The 22,342-nt window shown below is 35.7% G+C and carries 19 protein-coding genes; 12 read left to right on the forward strand and 7 right to left on the reverse strand.

Annotated elements, in window-relative coordinates; translation table 11 throughout:
* Positions 1-47: 47 nt before the first annotated feature.
* A complete protein-coding gene (locus tag BIW12_RS05835; protein ID WP_071184239.1) occupies positions 48-587 on the reverse strand; it encodes a 3-hydroxyanthranilate 3,4-dioxygenase in 540 nt (179 codons plus the stop codon).
* A 215-nt stretch (positions 588-802) separates the two neighbouring features.
* Complete coding sequence (locus BIW12_RS05840; protein WP_071184240.1) at positions 803-1,906, reverse strand: endonuclease/exonuclease/phosphatase family protein; 1,104 nt, start codon at positions 1,904-1,906, stop codon at positions 803-805.
* Positions 1,907-2,140: 234 nt separating this feature from the next.
* On the opposite strand from BIW12_RS05840, the gene BIW12_RS05845 reads away from it, so the two are divergent.
* The 3 genes from BIW12_RS05845 to BIW12_RS05855 all read left to right on the forward strand — a co-directional run bounded on the left by BIW12_RS05845 (position 2,141) and on the right by BIW12_RS05855 (position 4,312).
* Positions 2,141-3,040 carry a S66 peptidase family protein gene (locus BIW12_RS05845; RefSeq protein ID WP_140485698.1) on the forward strand — a complete coding sequence of 300 codons (900 nt, stop codon included), beginning with the start codon at positions 2,141-2,143 and terminating at the stop codon, positions 3,038-3,040.
* 137 nt (positions 3,041-3,177) lie between these two features.
* Positions 3,178-3,537, forward strand: a complete 360-nt coding sequence (locus BIW12_RS05850) for a YraN family protein (RefSeq protein WP_071184242.1) — start codon at positions 3,178-3,180, stop codon at positions 3,535-3,537.
* 118 nt (positions 3,538-3,655) lie between these two features.
* Positions 3,656-4,312, forward strand: a complete 657-nt coding sequence (locus BIW12_RS05855) for an aspartate kinase (RefSeq protein ID WP_071184243.1) — start codon at positions 3,656-3,658, stop codon at positions 4,310-4,312.
* Positions 4,313-4,381: 69 nt separating this feature from the next.
* Here BIW12_RS05855 and BIW12_RS05860 read toward each other — a convergent pair whose 3' ends face one another.
* From BIW12_RS05860 to BIW12_RS05875, 4 genes are all read right to left on the reverse strand, one after another.
* Positions 4,382-5,254, reverse strand: a complete 873-nt coding sequence (locus BIW12_RS05860) for a hypothetical protein (RefSeq protein WP_157499491.1) — start codon at positions 5,252-5,254, stop codon at positions 4,382-4,384.
* A gap of 28 nt (positions 5,255-5,282) precedes the next feature.
* Positions 5,283-7,367 (reverse strand): ATP-binding protein, encoded by a 2,085-nt coding sequence (locus BIW12_RS05865; RefSeq protein WP_071184245.1) that lies wholly within the window; start codon positions 7,365-7,367, stop codon positions 5,283-5,285.
* A gap of 150 nt (positions 7,368-7,517) precedes the next feature.
* Positions 7,518-10,892: a transcription-repair coupling factor gene (gene mfd / locus BIW12_RS05870; protein ID WP_071184246.1), complete on the reverse strand. Its 3,375-nt coding sequence runs from the start codon at positions 10,890-10,892 to the stop codon at positions 7,518-7,520.
* Positions 10,885-11,538, reverse strand: a complete 654-nt coding sequence (locus BIW12_RS05875; RefSeq protein ID WP_071184247.1) for a hypothetical protein — start codon at positions 11,536-11,538, stop codon at positions 10,885-10,887. The genes mfd and BIW12_RS05875 overlap by 8 nt, the downstream gene beginning before the upstream one ends.
* Positions 11,539-11,760: 222 nt before the next feature.
* Between BIW12_RS05875 and BIW12_RS05880 the strand changes: the two genes are divergently transcribed.
* The 9 genes from BIW12_RS05880 (at position 11,761) to proC (ending at position 21,048) form a co-directional block, all read left to right on the forward strand.
* Complete coding sequence (locus tag BIW12_RS05880; RefSeq protein ID WP_071184248.1) at positions 11,761-12,312, forward strand: DMP19 family protein; 552 nt, start codon at positions 11,761-11,763, stop codon at positions 12,310-12,312.
* A gap of 123 nt (positions 12,313-12,435) precedes the next feature.
* Positions 12,436-13,827, forward strand: coding sequence for a sensor histidine kinase (locus tag BIW12_RS05885; protein WP_071184249.1), 1,392 nt, complete (start codon positions 12,436-12,438; stop codon positions 13,825-13,827).
* 206 nt (positions 13,828-14,033) lie between these two features.
* Positions 14,034-15,305 carry a serine--tRNA ligase gene (gene serS, locus BIW12_RS05890; protein WP_071184250.1) on the forward strand — a complete coding sequence of 424 codons (1,272 nt, stop codon included), beginning with the start codon at positions 14,034-14,036 and terminating at the stop codon, positions 15,303-15,305.
* A 134-nt stretch (positions 15,306-15,439) separates the two neighbouring features.
* Positions 15,440-17,218, forward strand: coding sequence for a tetratricopeptide repeat protein (locus BIW12_RS05895; RefSeq protein ID WP_071184251.1), 1,779 nt, complete (start codon positions 15,440-15,442; stop codon positions 17,216-17,218).
* A 127-nt stretch (positions 17,219-17,345) separates the two neighbouring features.
* The gene (locus tag BIW12_RS05900; protein ID WP_071184252.1) at positions 17,346-17,657 is read left to right on the forward strand and encodes a DUF4286 family protein; all 312 of its coding nucleotides are present in this window, start codon (positions 17,346-17,348) and stop codon (positions 17,655-17,657) included.
* Between the two features lie 56 nt (positions 17,658-17,713).
* On the forward strand, positions 17,714-18,034 hold the full coding sequence (locus BIW12_RS05905) for a hypothetical protein (protein ID WP_071184253.1): 321 nt from the start codon (positions 17,714-17,716) through the stop codon (positions 18,032-18,034).
* Positions 18,035-18,116: 82 nt separating this feature from the next.
* Entirely contained in the window at positions 18,117-18,896 is a 780-nt protein-coding gene (rsmA, locus tag BIW12_RS05910) for a 16S rRNA (adenine(1518)-N(6)/adenine(1519)-N(6))-dimethyltransferase RsmA (RefSeq protein WP_071184254.1), read from the forward strand.
* The gene (mgtE, locus tag BIW12_RS05915) at positions 18,886-20,238 is read left to right on the forward strand and encodes a magnesium transporter (RefSeq protein ID WP_071184255.1); all 1,353 of its coding nucleotides are present in this window, start codon (positions 18,886-18,888) and stop codon (positions 20,236-20,238) included. The genes rsmA and mgtE overlap by 11 nt, the downstream gene beginning before the upstream one ends.
* 30 nt (positions 20,239-20,268) lie before the next feature.
* Positions 20,269-21,048 (forward strand): pyrroline-5-carboxylate reductase, encoded by a 780-nt coding sequence (gene proC, locus BIW12_RS05920; RefSeq protein WP_071184256.1) that lies wholly within the window; start codon positions 20,269-20,271, stop codon positions 21,046-21,048.
* Positions 21,049-21,131: 83 nt separating this feature from the next.
* Here the strand turns inward: proC and BIW12_RS05925 are convergent, their stop codons facing one another.
* Positions 21,132-22,181, reverse strand: coding sequence for a glycoside hydrolase family 43 protein (locus BIW12_RS05925; protein ID WP_071186173.1), 1,050 nt, complete (start codon positions 22,179-22,181; stop codon positions 21,132-21,134).
* Positions 22,182-22,342 lie beyond the last annotated feature (161 nt).

A 22,342-nucleotide genomic window follows, 5' to 3' on the forward strand; every position in this document is an offset into this window, starting at 1 on the left:
AGCGGATAACGGGTCCCGATAGCTATCGGGATGGCTCCTGAAAAAAATTATTTTTTAGCTGTGAATCTTGAATCTGCTTCCATAACAGTTCCACATTTTTCGCAAATTCGTAATTTTTCTGAATTGTAAAAATTCTCAAAATGGGGCAAGAAATCTTTTTCGATATCGTTGAGTTCAAAATAGACTTCGTGCAATTTGTGATTGCAGTTGTCGCAATACCATAATAAACCATCTGTAAAACCTTGTTTGGCTCTTTTTCGTTCGATAACCAAACCGATGGAACCTTCGGAACGAACGGGAGAATGAGGAACTTTCGCAGCATGCAGATACATATCGCCAGCGTTTAGCTGTATCACTTTACGCTCATTGTCTTCCTGAATATGAACTTCAATAAAACCTTCCAACTGATAAAACAACTCTTCGGTTTCATTGTAATGAAAATCTTTTCGGGCATTTGGACCCGCAACAATCATCACAATATAATCCCCTGAATCCACATACAAATTCTTGTTGCCAACAGGTGGTTTTAACAATTGACGATTTTCATCAATCCATTTGGCCAGGTTAAAAGGTCTTGAAATTGCCATTTTGAGTTGTTTTTTTAAGAAAAGCTAAGGTACGAAAAAAAGAATTTTGGTTTCAATTTTGGTTTCACGAAGATTCGCAAAGAAAACCGCAGAGACACACAAAGAAACAAATTGAAATAAATTCTTAAAAACAACTTCATCTGCATTCATTTTAAAAAATCTTTGCGAAACTTAGCGTTTTCTTTGCGAATCTTTGTGTAACAAGCTGAAAAACGTCATTTAGCCTCTTTAATCAGATAAATATAAACGGGAAAGTGATCACTAAAACCCACTTCGGTAGCCGAATGTCGTTTGGGATAACCTTTGTATTGCCCGGAATTTTGAATTAAATAGCTTTTGTTGAAAATGCCTGCTTTCCAATATTGATAAGTCGAAAAATCACTTTTTATTAATGATTGAGTAAGCAAAATTTGATCGAAAATATCCCAAGAATCTCTAAAAGCAATAGTTCCCAGGCCTTTTTTAGCCATTTCTTCGAATGGATTATAGATTCCGAATTCAGGAACTTCCTGCTTTTTTGCTTTGGCTCCAAGCGCTTTCTTGATACTGTTATTAAAGGGACCATCATTCAAATCGCCCAGTGTAATCACCTTAGCATCGGGATTTATTCTTTGTAACGAATCGATTATTTTACGGTTCAAGATTCCAGCCGCTTCCCGAAACGGACTTGATTTTTTCTCCCCTCCTGCACGTGATGGCCAGTGATTGACAATGATATGAATCTCTTCGCCTTCTAAAAAACCGGTAATTAAAAGTTGATCACGTGTAAAAACCCGGTTATCATAACTGTTCTGAACCAGTTCATCATCATCTTCTCCTGAAGCGGAAACTAATTCCTGATTTTGAAGTTCTTTTTTATAAATATAAAGCGGAATATTGGCATAAGAAGTAGGCTTGAAATATTTCTTTTGGAACAACAAAGCCACATCAATTCCTCTTTTATCGGGTGAATCAAAATGAATGATTCCATAATCCTGCATTGCCATTTTAGGTTGTTGCACTAAATCTTCCAGCACACCCCGATTTTCTATTTCGGAACCAGCAATAAATGTGGGAGAATTGGCGTTTTCCGGTTTACCTATTTCGAGTACCACCCTGGCGAGATTTTCTAATTTTTGATGGTATTTTTTAGAAGTCCAGCGTTGTTCTCCTTTTGGAGTCCACTCATCATCATTTGTACTTGGATCATTTATAGTATCAAAAAGATTTTCGAAATTATAAAAAGCCAGTGTATGAATCCGATAGCTTTTTTGCTGTGAAAAGCCTGTTCGAAACAAAAACAGAAAAGCAAGCACAAAAAACAATCTCAGTATTCGCATAACCAACTCTATTTTAAGGACTGTAGTAAATTTAATCCATTTTATACAATTAGGAACCAATTATTTTTGAATTTAGTTATCTTTGTTTTGATGCTTCGCAAAAGCATTCTCAATTTTTATTTATTCAGGAAAAACACCACTATGCCTACTCCTCGATTTTTAGTTTTAAACCGAACCATTAGCGTATTCCTGATTATTATTTTTCAATCTTTCAACAGTCAAGCCCAAAAACAAATGATTACACCAGCCGCTTTACAAAAAGGAGACACTATTGCCATTGTAGCCACCGCCAGAAAATATACTGATAACCACCTGCAACCCGCTATTGATTTAATGCGTAGCTGGGGACTTGAAGTCGTTCTTGGTAAAAGCATTGGATTAGATAACAATCAACTGGCTGGAACCGACGAAGAAAGAACTGCCGATTTTCAAGCACAACTGGACAACCCCAACATCAAAGCCATTTGGTGTGTAAAAGGCGGTTATGGAACGGTTAGAATCATTGATACATTGGATTTTACCAAATTCAAACAAAACCCAAAATGGATTGTGGGCTTTAGCGACATTACCGTTTTGCACAATCATTTGAATACTTTAGGTTATAAAACCATTCACGGTATTATGCCTGTTACTGCCCCAAGAGCAACCAAAGAGGCTATTGAAACCCTGAGACAAGCTTTGTTTAACGAAGCTTTGAGTTACGAAATTCCTTCTGACCCAATGAATCGTATTGGCTCTGCCAAAGGGGAATTGGTTGGAGGAAATCTGTCTATTTTGTACAGTTTGTTTGGTTCTCCATCAGCGATTGATTGTAACGATAAAATTTTATTCATTGAAGATTTAGACGAATACCTGTATCATATTGATCGTATGATGATGAACTTAAAACGCAATGGCTGTCTGGAAAGCATCAGAGGAATTGTGGTAGGTTCAATGACAAAAATGAAAGACAACGAAATTCCCTGGGGAAAAAATGCTGTCCAAATTATTGAAGATGTGACTAAAAAATACCATATTCCTGTTATTTATAATTTCCCGGCAGGACACATTCAGGACAACAGAGCTTTAATTTTAGGAAGTACAGTTTCTATGGAAGTTACTCCGGAAAAAAGCACATTGAAATTTGAAGATTAATTATCTTTCAACATATAAGTCATATAAGTTAGCATTCAACTTCAACTTAACTTATATGAGCTGTGTTTTAACTAGCTTCTAACAGAACAGATAAGAGCAAAAAACTTATATGACTTATATGTTAAACCAAGACAACAATGGCCGAACACAACGAATTAGGAAAACTGGGAGAAGAATTGGCTGTTGATTTTTTACAAAAAGACGGCTACACCATTTTAGAAACCAATTGGACTTTTCAAAAAGCCGAAGTGGACATCATTGCCCAAAAAGAAGACACACTCGCTATTATCGAAGTAAAAACCCGTTCTTCGATTGAATTTGGTCTGCCTCAGGACTTTGTAAAATCAAAAAAAATAAAACTACTTACGAAAGCCATAGACAACTACGTAGTTGAAAAAAACCTCGATATTAATGTTCGTTTTGACATCATTGCCATCCAAAAAAGCGATAAATCTTTTGTAATTGAACACCTTACAGATGCTTTTTATCACTTTTAACGATAATTTTTTATGTTATTTTTGTAACAAATTGTTTTTTTAATTATCTTTGCCTAAATTTTTAACGATTTATCTAAGTAAATCAGATTAAAAACTAAGTATAAACACCTATATAATTATGAAAACTGTTTCTTCAATTGTCGAAAATTACATCAAAACAAAACCATTTTTATTAAATGCTTTGTCACTTGGGATCATCAATTTAACCTCTCTTTCCAGAAACATCATGTCGGAATTAGAGAGCGAATTTGGAAAAGAAGTAAAACAGGGTGCTGTTGTAATGTCTTTAAAAAGACTAACAGAAGAATTGGACTTTCGATTAAACCACAAAATCAACAAAGTAATCAAAAACATAGGTGAAATTACTGTTCGCTCAGCCTTGACCGATTATACTTTTGCTGTTTCAGAAACTGTTTTAAACAAACAGGCAGAATTAATTTCGGACATCAACGGTTTTCCGGATGTTTTTTACACTTCGTCAAGAGGAGTAAACGAAATCAACATCGTAGTAAGCAACACGGTCAACAAACTGGTTGACAAACACTTTTCAAACGAAAAATTGATTCAGAAACTAGATAATCTGGCTTCTATTACGGTTAAATTACCAAAAGAAAACATTGTAATTCCAGGGATATATTATTTCATTTTCCAACGTTTGGCTTGGGAAGGAATCATCATCAACGAAGTAATTTCTACTTCAAATGAATTCACGATCCTGGTTAGCGAAGAACAAGTAGATGTTGCTTTCAAAGTAATCAAAGATTTGAAGAATTAATTTCGATATAAATAGACAAAAAGCAGGCATTTTGATTCAATTGCCTGCTTTTTTTATGTCAATTTTCTATTAATACGCAAAACTAATTCCGGCCACTAAAAAATCCTTACCAAAAAAATCGGTATTTGCTGTTGCGGCATTATGAACATAATTTAATGACAATGGCATTGTAATTCCTTTGCCTAAATCAAATTCCTTAGTGGCTTTTGCTCCCAGATTTACCCAGGAAGGCCTATCATAATCGGCAAAATTATAATACTCTGCCTTGTTATTCAGTACAACACCTGCTACCGGTACCAATGCAATATTTTGAAGTGTTTTACAAGATGAATTTTCGAATAAATTAAAAGTATATCCCAGTTCTAAATAAGTGGTGTAATTTCGTTTAGGATTGTCATTGCTATCATAACGATAATCATTTCCACCAATTAAGGTACTTATGGTGGCATTAAAAGGATATTGAAAACCCTCAGAAAAATCAAAACACAGCATGGCATCTACTGTTTGGGAACTCGTAGGGCCGTAATCAAAAAGTTTATTGCTTACTCCTTCTACCCGGCTTACCGAAGGCCAATAATAATCCCAAATTTGGAACTGCAAAAAATCATTAATTTGATAGCTAATATAAAAATCAATTTCCTGATATCCTTTGTATAAAGACTCGCCATCGGGATAAAAATATTCGTTTTTAAAATTAGTAGTTCCCCAAAATCCTAAACTTAACTTTGGAACAACTTCATATTCAACAGTAGGCTGAATGGCCGTATAATTCCCTCCCCAACACTGTCCGCGCCAGAGATAGCGATTGATAATATCAATATTTAAAAAAAGTTTTTTATCCTTAACAATCGTATCGTTTTGTTGTTGTGTTTCTTGCGAAAATCCTATTAAAGAAAATAATCCTAGCATTAAAACTAACCCAATTCTGCAATTTGTTTTCATGCAATTTGTTTTCATACAATTTATTTAACTAATACGTATTTATAAGTTCAAACAAACGTTCCCGGTTCAGTGGTTTTGTTATATAATCATCAAATCCGGCTTTCTTAATTTTAACCTTATCTTCCGAAGAAGAATAAGCTGTTTGCGCTATAATAGGCAGTTCCGGACGAATGGGTCTTATTTGTTCAATGGCTTCAAAACCATTCATAACCGGCATTTTAATATCCATCAGCACTAAATCAATATCTGAATTATTGATACAAATATCAACGGCCTCCTGACCATCATGAGCTCTGATAATGGTGTAGGACATTTTTTGCATCATTTTTTGAAACAACAAGAAATTGATATTATCATCTTCTGCAATCAGAATCACTTTATTTTCTGATTTTACAACTTCTTTCTCCCTAATTGGCTTGACCACTATATGCGCTACTTTAGCATATTGCAACGGAATTGAAAAATAAAAAGTAGATCCCACACCCACTTCAGATTCTAAGCTAATGGTTCCTCCCAGAATTTCTATGTAGGCCTTTGAAATAGAAAGCCCCAGTCCTAAACCGCCCACTTGTATTGACTTATCATTTTCCACCCGCTTGAAACGATCAAAAACGTGTTTATGATAATCTTCATCAATTCCGGAGCCGGTATCCTGAATGGTAAAATGGATTCGATTTTCATTTTCATCAATTTCATAACTAAAAGTCACCAAACCTTCATCTGTATATTTGATAGCATTAGTAAGTAAATTAATAATAATCTGTTTCAGTTTAATTTCGTCCGTAACAATATTATAAGCGGCGGCAACGGAACTTTTTATCAATTTGAATTTTATATTCTTGTTCTTAGGAATAGTTACCTTAATTGTTTTATAAAGCTCAACAATACAGGATTCTAAATTGATTTCGCTAAAATTAGGCGCAATTTGATTGGAATCGATCTTAGACATTTCTATCAAATCATCAATAATAGACACCAGATTTTTACCGTTATTTTGTATCACATTAAGGTACTCAACAGTTTCCTCCTTGCTGAGTTCGGTATTCAGAATAAGCTCTGTAAAACCATTAATGGCATTCATAGGTGTTCTTATCTCATGCGACAAATTAGCCAGAAAGGAAGCTTTTAGCAAATCACCTTCTTCAGCTTTAATTTTTGCCTTTATCAAATCCAATTTTTGACTGTTGTTTTCTTCAAATAAATTTCCAATATAACTAAACTCACCACTTGTTTTTTTAAGTTCGTTAATGGCACTTTTACTGCTTTTTTCAAGAGCTTTCCGAACCAAATAAAGCGGTCTGTAAACTAATTTTTGAGTATAAAACAAACTTATTATCAAATAGAGAATAAAAACAACAATGATGGCATACAGAATATTGATTGTGTTTTCAAAATAAACTTCAAATTTTCTTTCAAAAAGAAGTCTGCCTATTAATTTCCCCTTAGAATCTTTCAGCGGAAAAACCGAACTTACCACATGTCTTTGTTCAGCAACAGCTTCTTCGGCATCGATAATTTTGATAGCTGAAGAGGTAATATTCTCTAAATTCTTAATGAATTTAGCATTAATCAATCGCGCAGCAAAGAAATAACCCGAAGTTTTAGTTTTGGTTTTAAGTGGGTCATCCGAAGCGTGAATCGTGGCCCCGGTTACCTCTACAATACCTTCCGGAATTTGAAGGTAAAATTTACCAATACCCACTTTATCCAAATAAAGCATGGCTTCTTTAGGAATAAAATCCAGGGTTTTAATGGTTTGAGTTGGAGTGCGAATGATAAATTGCTTGTGTTTATCATAAGCCCCTAGATAATCAGCTCCGTAAATAGCCAGCTCATTACTAATGGTTTCATGATACCAAACACTATCTTTAGTTACTGTAAAATCTACAAACTCATCCCAATTGGTATCATTGTTTATGGCTGTTAAAATAGGTTTTGATTCCAAAATTAACAACTGACTGACTTTGCTCTCAAACAATTCAACCGAATTACGATAGGCTTCTTTTTCTGTTTGGTTGATATAATAAAACAGCACAGCATATAGCAGCAAAAAAACAATACTAGAGGAAACTATTAAAAAAAGTATTTTTGGGGACGATTTTTTTAATATCATAAATTTAAATGCTGACTATATCAGGTTAAAAAATTAAATTAATAAAAATAAATTAATTTTTTAACCTGTTTACAAAGTATTCGATATTCTACACTATAATTATTAAAATATCACAAAAATCTTTGTAATTAAGACCAAAAAGCACTTCTTTTAAGCTTCTTTTCCACCCAACATCTCCATCAATTCCAAGGCTCTTCGGGTTGATTTTACGTTGTCAAAAGTTAATAATAAGCGCAAACCGTTAGCGGTTTGTTTTTCTTTCATTTTACAAAGCGAAGGATGTTTTTGAACAAACTGCAACACCTTATGAAAACGGTTGGACTGGTAAAAATCAGACTGCTGATCAGACACAAAATAACCAATCATTTTTCCTTGTTTCATCACCAATTTTTCAATTCCAACTCTCGTTGCCACCCATTTGATACGGATACTATTCATTAATGCATTGGCTCGCGGAGGCAAAGGTCCAAAACGGTCAATCAGTTTATTTTGGAAAACCACTAATTCCTCTTCGTTTTTAATCGCACTCAATTCGTTATACAAATTCAAACGTTCCGAAATATTATTGATGTATTCATCCGAAAACAACAATTCAAAATCGGTATCAATTTGCAGGTCTTTTACATATTCTTTGGTTTCAATATCATTTTCTGCCGGATACAAGTCTTTAAATTCGTTTTCCTTCAATTCTTCGATAGCCTCATTCATAATTTTTTGATAGGTATCAAAACCAATTTCATTGATGAAACCAGATTGTTCACCACCCAATAAATCCCCGGCACCACGAATCTCCAAATCTTTCATCGCAATATTAAATCCACTGCCCAGCTCGCTAAATTGCTCCAAAGCCTGAATACGTTTTCGGGCTTCTTCTGTCATTGACGAATAAGGAGGGCAGATAAAATAGCAAAACGCTTTTTTATTACTTCGTCCCACACGCCCACGCATCTGGTGTAAATCAGACAGTCCAAAATTATTAGCGTTATTAATGAAAATCGTGTTCGCATTAGGTACGTCCAATCCACTTTCGATAATAGTTGTAGCCACCAAAACATCAAATTCCCCGTTCATGAAAGCCAACATCAGTTCTTCGAGTTTCTTACCGTCCATTTGTCCGTGACCGATTCCAACTTTGGCATTAGGTACCAAACGCTGAATCATTCCAGCCACTTCTTTTATATTTTCAATTCGGTTATTGATAAAATATACCTGTCCGTTACGCTGAATTTCATACGAAATCGCATCGCGAATCACTTCTTCGTTAAAACCAACCACATTGGTTTCAATAGGATAACGGTTAGGCGGGGGCGTTGTAATTACCGATAAATCTCGCGCTGCCATTAACGAAAACTGTAAGGTTCTTGGAATTGGCGTTGCCGTCAAAGTCAAGGTATCCACATTCGCCGCAATGGTTTTTAGTTTGTCTTTTACGTTCACACCAAACTTTTGCTCCTCATCTACAATCAACAATCCTAAATCTTTAAAAACTACATTTTTGTTGACCAATTGGTGTGTCCCAATTACGATATCGAGTTTTCCTTCAGCTAAATCTTTTAAAGTTTCCGTCTTTTGCTTGGCAGTTCTAAAACGATTCAAATAACCTATAGTTACCGGCATGTCTTTTAATCGTTCCGAAAAAGTACGAAAATGTTGGTAAGCTAAGATGGTCGTTGGTACCAAAACCGCTACCTGTTTGCTATTATCCACAGCCTTGAAAGCAGCACGAATGGCAACTTCGGTTTTTCCAAAACCTACATCCCCACAAACCAATCGATCCATCGGGCGGTCGCTTTCCATATCGGCCTTTACTTCCTGAGTCGATTTGGTCTGGTCCGGCGTATCTTCGTAGATAAACGAACTTTCCAATTCGTTTTGCAAATAACTGTCCGGTGCATACTGAAAGCCTTTTTCCAATCGTCTTTTGGCATACAATTGAATCAAATTGAAGGCAATATGTTTGACTCTGGCCTTGGTTTTTTGTTTTAAAACCTTCCAGGCATTCGAACCTAATTTATATATTTTTGGAGGCGTCCCGTCTTTTCCATTGTATTTCGAAATTTTGTGCAGCGAATGGATACTCACATACACAATATCATTATCGGCATAAACGAGCTTAATGGTTTCCTGCGTTTTTCCTTCAACCTGGATTTTTTGCAATCCGCCAAATTTCCCAATTCCGTGGTCAATGTGCGTTACATAATCGCCCACCGAAAGCGTGGTCAATTCTTTCAGCGTGATATTTTGTTTTTTCGAATAACCATTTTTGATGCTGAATTTATGATAACGCTCAAAAATCTGGTGGTCGGTGTAGCAGGAAACTTGGTTTTCTTCGTCAATAAACCCCTGATATAAAGGCAAAACTATGGTATTGTATTGCTTGCGGATATTCTCCGAATTGGCTTCATCCAAAGTTTCAAAAATATCATGAAAACGCTTTGCCTGCGCTTCATTCGAACAGAACAAATAATTTTTATAACCGTTAAAATGATTCTCACTCAGATTATTCAATAATAAATCAAACTGTTTGTTGAACGAGGGTTGTGGCTGAATATGGAATTCAAATTTTTTAGTAGTTCTGAAAATGGCTTTTGAAGCCAATTCTACAATAGAAAAATCCAAAGCGCGTTTTACAAACGCCTGCTGATTCAGGAATAATTGCTCCGGAGTGGCGTGTTTAATATCCTTAGACAATTTCTCGAAAGCTTCTTCAGCACGGGCAAATTGTTTGTCTAATTGCGATAATAAATCCTCGGTATTCTGAATAAAAATCACCGTTTGCTCCGAAATATAATCCAGGAAACTCTCACGGTTTTCCTGAAAAACCTTGTTCTCCACATTGGGAATAATGGTGATTTTCTTTTTCTGTTCAATCGACAGCTGTGTAGCCACATCAAAAGTTCGGATACTTTCGACCTCATCACCAAAAAACTCAATTCGGTACGGATTATCATTCGAAAAAGAAAATACATCTACAATTCCTCCACGAACCGAAAATTCGCCCGGTTCGGTAATAAAATCGACTCTTTTGAATTCGTATTCGAATAAAACTTCATTGATAAAATCAATCGAAATTTTATCCCCAACATGTACTTTCAAAGTGTTTTTATCCAAATCGCGACGCGTTACCACTTTTTCGAAAAGCGCTTCGGGATAACTGACAATTACAGCCGGTTTTTTACGGGAATTAATGCGGTTTAATACTTCGGCACGAAGCAAGACATTGGCATTATCGGTTTCTTCAATTTGGTACGGACGACGAAACGAAGCCGGATAAAACAACACATCCTGCTCACCTATCATTTGTTCCAAATCATTCAAATAGTAAGCCGCTTCTTCTTTGTTATTTAAAATAACTAAAAAAGGCAATTCGGCTTTTTTAAACGCCGAACGAATCACAAAAGAAACTGCCGAACCCAGCAAACCGCTAAGATGTAGTTTTGCTGTATTTTTTTCCTGCAACGAAGCAACAATTTGTTGCGTTTTAGGCGAAGTTTCGTAGAGGGTATATAAGGCAGATTTACTCAACTCTGGCGTCGTTTGGATTAATTATTGTTCTTGTACCTTGCGGAATAACGGATTGATTGGGCATCATTGGACCATTAGGTATTGCACGTGCCGAATCCAATAACATTCTTCTCATTTCGTCTTCACCTTCTTCCACCGGAATCTTACTTTTCTCAGTCAAAATATCCATTTGGCGTTGCAAAGTGGCTAATTCTTTGTTGATTTCACCCACTAATTGCACCACTTTTTTATCGGGAATATTATCCAAATGAATGAACATATCTAGCAAACGTACCTTGGTAATCAAGACCGAAACCCGACTTTTTATCTGAGGTTTATTAAACAACTCCGGAATACTATTATTCAAAGCCATTGCTTTCTTAGAAATAGCAGCTGCTTTTTGCTGATAAGCACTAATTGTTTTCTTAGGTTTCTGACCTAATTCCTGCATAAATGCACGCAAATCAAGCCAGGTATTTATACTTTCCTCAGTAGCCTCATTAATAGGCTCGTCATAAAAATCCCAGCCTTTTTTTATGTTATTAAAAACGAGTTCTTTCTTTTTGGCATCTTTAGCATTTTCGGCAATCCTTTGTTGATTCGCTTCTTTATTACAAGCAGTAAATAAGATAAGTAAACAAAGAAAGTATGATAGTTTGTATTTCATCGTTATTTTGATTGAACCGCAAAGTTACAAAGTAAATTAATATTAAAAGTCACTAAAAATAATTGGAACACAGATGAAACAGATTTTACAGATGAACACAGACTGAAACTATAAATTTGAATAAATAATTGAACTATTCCGAACATCAGAATTATATAAATTGCAAAAAGAATCTAACTTTACAGTTTTAAAAAACAACACGGCAAATTAAACCCAAAATCTATGGAATTCGGAAGAATCATTATTTCAGAAAACGCAGCCAATAGCGAAAATCCTCAAGACATCATCAACTCGAATATTTCGGTAATTAACCTGATGCGTGAGGAAAAAATTGATGATGATTTGATTCACGAAGATGCTTTAATGAGCTATTATTTAGATTATTATTACACCCAATACAGTCAGGGAAATTTTGCGCAATTTGTGTATAATTCGGGCTGGAATAAAGAACTGAACGAACTGATTGAAGAAGGTTTGCAGTTAATTGGTGCCGAAAAACATTTGGAATTATTTCAGGCACAGGCTAAAAAAGTCCGTTTGATGAGCAGTGTTAAATTGGCTAAATTTTTAAAAGGGAAACTCGAAGGCATAAACCCAATTAAAGACGCTTTAAACAACGACACATTTTTTAGCCCAGAAATTTCGGGAAAAGAAAATCTGGTGGAACTGAACGCTGCTTTTTTAAAATCCCATCCCGATACCGAAGTGCTTTCGGTTGACGAAATGTTTGCTGCTTTAGAAGAATTTGTAGGCCGCGAGATAAAAAGAGAATAACTAAATTGACTTAGTGATGCTTAAATTGTAACATTTTTTAAAAATCATATCAAAATAAGTCTATTTTTGCCTGAACTACAAGCACTTTGCTTAATCTAAAAAAATAGAAGGCGTAGATAGTTTATGGAGATCCTCAATCAATTTTCGAAATTATTTGTATTGGATATTCGCAATACAATGGGATTATTATTTTGGGGAAATTTTGCTTTAGCCACTTTAGTTTTCACTTTTCGATTTGCACTTTTCAGCAAGGATAACAAAACACATTTATTAGTATTTGGTTGTTCTAAAATTTTTCAGGCTTTTGCATGGCTGGCTTTTTTTCTTCGAACAGACACCGTTAACATTAACCCAATCAACATTGTTATTACCAATACTTTGATTTTTACCAGTTACTATCTTGAATCCGTTGCCATGTTGATGATGGTGAAAGACAGTTCTAAAAAAGTCTATCGAATACAGTCTATATTATTTGCCATTACCCTTTTACTTTTTTACAGTACCGTTTGGTTTGAAGCCCCTGCTAATATCCGTGTTTCATTGGCATCCTTCGTTATTTTCACACTATTAATTGTGCCCTCTTTACGATTTTTAACAGCAGCACGAAGCAGTTTATTTAAAAAAATACTGGGTTTTAATTACGTCATATTGTTAGTAGTATTGGTTTTCAGAACGATTTACCCGCTTTTTAAAACCTCAACAACGCTGTACTCAGTCGATCCCACACAAAAAATCATATTCCTGATTATATTTCTAATGATGATGATTAGCGGAGTAGGTTATTTGCTTTTGTTACAGGAAGAAAAAGAAATACAAATCAAGAAATTATTAGACGACAAAGACAAATTTTTTTCCATCATTGCACATGATTTAAGAGGGCCGTTTAACGGAATTATTGGACTGTCAGAATTGTTATTGGAAAATGACAATCAATTAGACAATAAAGAAACAAATGAATTTATCCAACTCATCAATCAATCGTCAAAAAGCGCTTTTTCATTATTAGACAATCTGTTAACCTGGGCACAATCACAAACCGGCAGCATCGAATTCAGTCCCAAAGAACTCGAAATACATTCCGTAACCGACAAAACTATCAGTTTGCTGTCCAATATTGCCAAAAGCAAAAACATCTCAATACGTTCTGAATTTGAAGAAAAACAACATCTGGTAGCCGACAGGAATATGCTGGAAACTATTTTTAGAAATCTGATTTCAAATGCTATCAAATTTACCAATACCAACGGCGATGTGGTACTTTCGATGAAAAAAGAAAATGGTCAGCTTGTATTTTCTGTCAGAGACAACGGCATTGGAATTGCTCCCGATAAAATAGCACAGCTGTTTGCAATAAATAATCGAAACACCACATCAGGAACCAATGACGAAACAGGAACCGGATTAGGATTGATGCTATGTAAGGATTTTGTCGAAAAACATGGCGGTCAAATTTGGGTCAATAGTCAGCCGGGAAAAGGAAGTGATTTCATGTTCAGCATCCCCGATAATTTATAGAATTTCACAGAGATTCTAAAGGAAAACACACTAAGGCTCGCAAAGGATTTTGAAATAAAACTTAGCGAATCTTAATGTTCACTTTGCGGGACTTTGCAAAATAACTTTTCACAAAACATTTCCTTAAAAGTTTGCCTTATAAGTCTCAAACATTTCCTTAAATTTGCTACCGTTATTAGAAATTTAATAGTTATAAAAATCAAACTATGTTACAAATTGCATTTATTAGAGAGAATCAGGAAAAAGTGATCAAGGCTTTGGCAAAAAGAAATTTGGATGCCAAAAGTGTTGTGGAAGAAGTGGTACAACTTGATGAGCGTCGTCGTGCTGCGCAAGTAGAGTTAGACAACATTTTAGCTGAATCTAATAAATTGTCCAAAGACATAGGCGAATTGATGAAAGCGGGTGAGAAATCTAAAGCAGCCATCTTAAAAGAAAAAACGGTTAGCAATAAAGAAAAAAGCAAACAATTAGCTGAAACTGCCGATGCTATTGCTGCTGAGTTAACAGAAAAACTATATACATTACCTAATCTTCCTGCTGATATTGTTCCGGAAGGAAAAACACCGGAAGAAAATTTAAACGTTTTTGAAGCTGGTGAAGTGCCTGTTTTACACGAAGGAGCACAGCCACACTGGGAATTAGTAAAAAAATACGACATCATCGATTTCGAATTAGGAAATAAAATCACAGGAGCAGGTTTCCCGGTTTATAAAGGAAAAGGAGCTCGTTTGCAACGTGCCTTAATCAATTATTTCCTGGACAAGAATACGGCTGCAGGTTACAATGAAGTTCAGGTACCACATTTGGTAAACGAAGCTTCAGGTTATGGAACAGGGCAATTGCCGGACAAAGAAGGGCAAATGTATCATGATGCAACCGATAATTTATATTTAATCCCAACGGCTGAGGTTCCGGTAACCAATTTGTTTAGAGATGTAATCTTAAACGAAAATGAGTTGCCAATTTTAACTACAGCTTACACGCCATGTTTCCGTCGTGAGGCGGGTTCTTATGGTGCTCACGTACGTGGATTGAATCGTTTGCACCAATTTGACAAAGTGGAAATTGTACGTATCGAACATCCTGAAAAGTCTTATGAGGCTTTAGACGGAATGGTAGAACATGTAAAAGAAATCCTGGACGAATTGAAATTACCATACCGAATTTTGCGTCTTTGTGGTGGCGATATGGGTTTCACTTCGGCTTTGACCTATGATTTTGAGGTGTTTTCTACAGCCCAAGACCGTTGGTTAGAAATTTCTTCCGTGTCTAATTTTGAGACTTTCCAGGCAAATCGTTTGAAATTGCGTTTCAAGGACAAAGAAGGAAAAAACCAATTGGCACACACTCTAAACGGAAGTTCATTGGCTTTGCCTAGAGTACTTGCGGGAATTCTTGAAAATTACCAAACTCCGGAAGGAATTGTAATTCCGGAAGTTTTACGTCCGTATTGCGGATTTGATATTATCAATTAGTTCTGTTTAAAAACAGAAAGAATTATCTACAACCATTAAGAAATTAAGAACCATTAAGTTTAATGTTCTTAATTTCTTAATGGTTTAAAGAAAAAAGGAAATTTTTCAAATTTAATTTCAAACCTTATCCGGTTATGAAAAAGCTCTTTCTTTATATCACTTTGTTATTCTCGCTGTTTGCGATTGGTCAGAACGAACAATTAGCACAGTATTACTACGACAAAGGCGATTTTGAAAAAGCCAAAATCAGTTATGAGGAATTATTGGAAAACATCCCTCAAAACATGCAATACTTTCTTCGAACAGTAGATTGTTACCAGCAATTGCAACAATATGATGTTGCCGAAAAAGCCATCCAAAACCGTCTCGCAAAATACAATCAAGGCAGTCTTTTAGTTGAATTAGGATATAACTACCAACTGCAAAAGAATGATGCTAAAGCCAAAAGTTATTATGATGAGGCAATAGAGCGCATCCGTAAAAATCCCAATGAAGTGTACGGAATTGCTAATTCTTTTGAACGAAAAGTACAATTAGAATACGCATTAAAAGCTTATAAAACCGCTACTGAAATCCAGCCTAATTTTAATTTCAATTACCAACAAGGATTGCTATACGGACAATTAGGTAATTTCGAAATGATGATTAACACCTTTCTGGACGAAGCCTATGCAAATCCTCAAACTTCAATTGTGATTCAGAATCAATTGTCGCGTTTTATGACTGATGAAGCCGATGTGAGTTTTAGCAATGCTTTGCGAAAAGCTTTGGTTTTAAAGGTTCAAAAAAGTCAGGATTTGTTCTGGAGTCGTTATTTGAGTTGGTTTTATATCCAACAAAAAGAGTTTTCAAAAGCCTTTATTCAGGAAAAAGCCATCTACAAACGCAATCCCGAATCGCTTTCTACTATTTTGAATTTGGCAAATCTGGCCATTGAAGAAGAAAATCAGGAAGTAGCCAAAGAAATACTGGATTTTGTAATTGAAAATACTAAGGATTTAGGGTTGTTGGTTCAGGCACATTCGTATTTATTGGAATTAAAGATCGCTAAAGCAACCGAAAAAGATTACGCAATCATCAATACGGAAATTGAGGCTTTGCTGAAACAATTTGAAATAAGTCCTTTTACCTTATCTTTGCAGCTGATTCAGGCGCATTTTGTGGCTTTCAATTTGAAAAAACCGGAGCAGGGAAGAGCGATTGTAAAGAAAGCTTTGGAGTTGCAGCTCAATGATTACGAAGTGGCTCAGGCCAAAATGGAATTAGCGGATATTTTGCTTTTTGAAGAAAAATTCAATCAGGCGTTGTTGTATTATTCGCAAATTGAAATGGATTTGAAAAACGATGTGGTGGCTCATGAAGCGAGTTTGAAAGCGGCCAAAACGAGTTATTTTAAAGGTGATTTTCCTTGGGCATTAAAACAGTTTAAGGAATTGAAATCGGCAAATACGCAGTTGATTGCTAATGATGCCCTAGAATATTTTTTACTTATAAATGATAACACAGTAGCCGATTCGACACAGACGGCTTTGAAGGCTTTTGCCAAAGGCGATTATTTGTTGTATCAAAATAGGAATCAGGAAGCGATTGCGCAGTTCCAGTTGGTTTTAAAAACTTTTAAAGGACAAGAAATCGAAGCAGTAACGCAGTTGCGACTGGGGAAAGTTTATGAAAAAACAGCCGAATATAATTTGGCTTTAAGCCAATACCAATCGATAATTGACCATCATAGTGATGGAATTTACATTGATGAAGCGCTGTTTTTTTCGGCAGAAATTTATAGCAAGAAGTTAAACGAACCCGAAAAGGCAAAACCATTATACGAAAAGTTGATTTTCAATCATCAGGATAGTATTTATTTTGTCGAAGCCAGAAAGAAATTCAGGGAGTTAAGAGGAGATAAAAATCTGTAAATTTTAGATAGCAGATTTTAGATTTCAGAATAGAGAATATAACCGAAAACAGATTGCACTAGAGATTTTGATATTGATTGACTTTTATTGTCTAAATACTTAACTCTCCAATCTTAATACTTTTAAAATGATAATTTATAACATTACAATTAATATACACGAAAGCGTTCATGACCAATGGATGATCTGGATGCAGCACAAACACATTCCTGAAATGCTAGCCACAGGCAAATTTACTAATGCTAAATTAGTTCGTGTTTTAGTAGAAGAAGAAATGGGAGGAGTGACTTATTCGGCTCAATTTACCACAGATAGTTTAGCGACTTTAGAGAAATTCTATCAGGAAGATGATGCAGTGCTTCAGGCAGAAGGACAAAAGCTTTTTGGTGAAAAAATGCTGACTTTTAGAACTGAGTTACAAGTAATTTCGGAACATTAATTTAGTGTTCAGAATGCAGTTGCAGTCTGCAGTTAAAACATACAAAATAACATCTAATGAGTAATAAACCACTTTCCGATTTTGATATTCTAGTAAAAGGGCAACTTACTGTGAATTTACCTGTAATTATAATTATGGGGCTTACTTTTTTTGGGTTGTTAGAATTTGCTGATTTCTCTTTACAAAGAAATTTATTAATTGCATTTATTCTTGGATGGATTTCTTGGGCTTTTTTAGTAAAAAAATGGATTCTCTGGGCGGTAAAAAATAATATTTCAGATGAAAGATTATTAAAAATAGGAAAACCAGGATTGTTGGTTTGGAGTATTCATACTATAGAAACAGTTACTGTCAAAAATAAAACACCTTGGATATAAAAAAAACACTTAGCGCCTTTGTGCCTTCGTGGCAAAATAAACTTAAAACAGGCGAGATTGCTTCGTGACTCGCAACAACAATATGGATAAAGTAAAAGCCAAAAAACACCTCGGACAACATTTTTTAAAAGACGAGAGTATTGCCAAAGATATTGCTGATACACTAAGCTTAGAAGGATATGATGATGTGTTGGAAATAGGACCGGGAATGGGGGTTTTGACCAAATATATGTTGGATAAACCCATCAATACTTACGTAATTGAAATTGATACCGAATCGGTGACTTATTTGGAAGCGAATTATCCAAAATTGCATGGTAGAATTATTTCTCAGGATTTCCTGAAATACAATATCAATGAAGTTTTCGAGAATAAGCAATTTGCCATTATCGGGAATTTTCCATATAATATTTCGACTCAAATTGTTTTTAGGGTATTGGAATTCAGAGATCAAATTCCTGAATTTTCAGGGATGTTCCAAAAAGAAGTAGCGGAACGAATTTGCGAGAAAAAAGGGAGTAAAGCTTACGGTATTTTATCGGTACTGGCTCAGGCTTTTTACGATACCGAATATTTATTTACTGTTGACGAAAATGTTTTTAATCCGCCTCCCAAGGTAAAATCAGGAGTGATGCGTATGCGTAGAAAAGAAGATTACAGCCTGCCTTGTGGCGAAAAATTGTTGTTTACTGTAGTAAAAACAGCATTTCAGCAACGCAGGAAAATCTTGCGAAATAGTTTAAAAACTCTAAATTTGTCCGATAATCTCAGAGAGGATAAAGTATTAGATCTTCGTCCGGAACAACTTAGCGTAGCAGAATTTATAGCACTTACCCAAAAAATAGAAGCCGATGGAGTTTAAAATCAGCAAGGAATTAATTCAACAAGTAAAGGAACTCATTCAAAACAAAAGTGACCTAAAACTGGAAACTTTGTTGAATGATATTCACCATGCTGATATTGCCGAAATTCTGGATGAGCTTGATTTTGACGATGCAACTTATATCTTTAAGGTATTAGACAGTGATAAAACGGCAGAAATTCTTCTGGAACTGGAAGATGATTTGCGTGAAAATATATTGAGTAGGCTTTCGCCAAAAGAAATCGCAGAGGAGCTAGATGAACTTGAAACCAACGACGCTGCCGATATTATTGCCGAACTTTCGCAAGAGATTAAAGCCGAAGTAATATCGGAATTACAAGACGTTGAACACGCCAAAGACATTGTCGATTTGCTTCGTTATAAAGAAGACACTGCGGGTGGAATCATGCACAAAGAATTAGTAAAGGTCAATGAAAATTGGAATGTACTAACCTGTGTAAAAGAAATGCGCATTCAGGCCGAAAACATCTCCCGTGTGCATTCCATCTATGTAGTAGATGACGAAGGTCGATTAAAAGGACGCCTTTCTCTGAAAGATTTATTAACTACTTCGACCAAGACAGCTATTAGCGATGTCTATATCCGAAAGCTGAATTATGTCAACGTAGATGCCGAAGACGTTGAAGTAGCCCGTATCATGCAGAAATACGATTTAGAGGCCATTCCGGTAGTGGACGAATTGGGACGTTTGGTAGGACGAATCACCATTGATGATATCGTAGATGTAATTAAGGACGAAGCCGACCAGGATTACCAGTTAGCGGCAGGTATCTCTCAGGACGTTGAAGCCGATGACAGTATCATGGAGTTAACCAAAGCACGTTTGCCTTGGTTAGTTTTAGCATTACTCGGTGGTTTTATAACAGTAAGAGTCTTGGGATTGTTTGAAGGAGCGATGTTAGAACATGGCAATCTTTTCTTTTTTACACCACTTATTGCGGCGATGGCAGGAAATGTAGGAGTTCAATCCTCGGCAATTATTGTACAGGGTTTGGCTAATGACACTCTGAGCGGCTCTTTGTTTAACCGATTAATAAAAGAAATTTCGTTGAGTTTACTCAACGGTATTATTCTGGCCAGTATATTATTCATAGGAAGTCATTTTTTACTTAATGTAGAAGTTATTGTGGGACTTATAGTAACCACAGCCTTGATTTCGGTGATTGTAATAGCTTCATTGATAGGGACTTTTATCCCTTTATTATTGGATAAATTTGGGATTGACCCTGCTTTGGCAACAGGGCCGTTTATCACCACTAGCAATGATATTTGCGGAATCCTGATTTATTTTTCGATTGCCAAAATGATTTTAGGTTTTTAATATTTTAGAAGATAAAAAAATACAAACAACATGAAAGTACATATCATTGGAGGAGGTAACTTAGGAGCAGCTATTGCATTAGGAATGGCAAAAAATGCCAGTGAACACCAGGTTACAGTAACCAGAAGAAACATAGCCAGTATTCTCTATTTAGAAAAATTAGGCGTAAGCGTTTCTTCAGATAACAAACACAATATTCAGGAGGCTGATGTTATTATTTTAACGATTAAACCGTATCAGGTGGACACCGTTTTAGCAGAAATTCTTCCTGTTATTTCGAATAAAATAATTGCATCGGGAGTAAGCGGATTATCTATTGAAGCCTTGCAAAATAAAATTGGCGAAGGTCATCAGGCTATTCGAATTATGCCCAACATTGCTGCACAATACGGAGCTTCGGCAACCTGTATTTCTTTTAACGAAAAACATGCAGAACAAGGTCAAAAACTAGTAACCATCTTCAAAGAATTAGGAACAGCACCGGTTATTGACGAAAAATTAATGGATGCGGCAACAGTTTTAGCTGCCAGCGGAACTGCTTTTGCTTTGCGTTACATCAGAGCTTCCATGCAGGCAGGTATCGAAATCGGATTTGACTGGAAAACGGCATTGGCTATTTCGGCACAAACTGTAAAAGGAGCCGCCGAAATGGTGATGGAAGAACAAATCCACCCGGAACAATTAATCGACAGAGTTACCACTCCACAAGGTTGCACCATTACAGGATTAAGCGAAATGGAATCACACGGATTCAGTTCTTCATTAATCCGCGGAATTAAGGCGGCAGTAAAGAAAATTAAAGGAGTGTAATTCATTCCTGCAGATAATACAAAAAGGGCTTCTCGATAATTTTGAGAAGCCCTTTTTTCGTGTAATTAACTAAAAGGCAAATATTATTTCTTCGTTTTCAAAGCCATATCGTTATCATCGATTTCCTGACCAAAATCAGGCATGCCGTCTTTAGTCCATTTTAAAACTCTGGCGTGGGTGTGGCGGTTTGGGTCTGATAAGGCGTCTCCTTTGATTTTTTCATAATCACGAGCGTGGTAAATCATGATATCGGTTTTTCCATCCTCGGCAACTGTAAAGCTGTTGTGTCCCGGACCATAGCGTTTGAATTTTTCGTTGGTAAAGAAAACTGGTTTATCAAGTTTGTTCCAGGAAGCTGGATCGAGTAAATCGGCTCCTTCTTTTGCCCAAAGCAAACCCAAACAATAAGTCGCATCAGTTGCACTAGCAGAGAATGTTAAAAACACTTTTCCATTTCTAATCAATACAGCTGGTCCTTCATTTACTTTGTAAGTGTGCATTTCCCAATCGTAATCGGGCTGACTAATTACCACCTGTTTTTCATCTACTGTAGTTGGGCTGGTCATTTTTGCAATATACAAACTGGTGTTTACTACATTTCCCGGACCTCTATCTACCCAAATAAGGTAACGTTGTCCGTTATGCTCAAAAGTAGTTGCATCTAAAGCAAACACATCTTTTTTAGTCACAATCTGTCCTTCCTCTTTCCACTCTCCTTTTGTAGGGTCTTCTGATGGATTTGATAAAGCATAAATGCGAATTTTCCATTTGTCTTCTGCTGAACCTGCAGCAAAATAAATATACCACTTGCCATCAATTCGATGCAACTCAGGAGCCCAAATATGATTTCCCATAACCCCTTTATCATGTTTACGCCATACCACAACTGGCTTCGCCTCTTTAATTCCGTTAATGGTTTTAGAACTGCGTATTTCAATGCGGTCGTACTCCGGAGCAGTTGCAATAAAATAATAAGTCCCATCGGCTGTTTTGGTTACAAACGGATCTGCCCGTTGCAAAGCCAAAGGATTTTCAAATTGGTTTTTTTTCAGTTTTTGCGAATGCGCCGTCATTCCAATGACTATAAAAGCCAACAGAAAAGTCAGCCGTAAAAAGTTCAGATTCTTGTTCATTTTTAATAAAAATTGGGTAGTTGTCATTTTAAATGTAAAATATACATTTTTAACAAAGATAGCAATAATGTTGATTTGCTGTTTGTTTTTGTAAATTTTGATTAAAAATCTTAAACAATTGATTTTCAACACTATTTTTGTAAATAAAATAATTCAAATGA

The sequence above is a fragment of the Flavobacterium commune genome (assembly GCF_001857965.1).
In the GTDB taxonomy this organism is placed as follows: domain Bacteria; phylum Bacteroidota; class Bacteroidia; order Flavobacteriales; family Flavobacteriaceae; genus Flavobacterium; species Flavobacterium commune.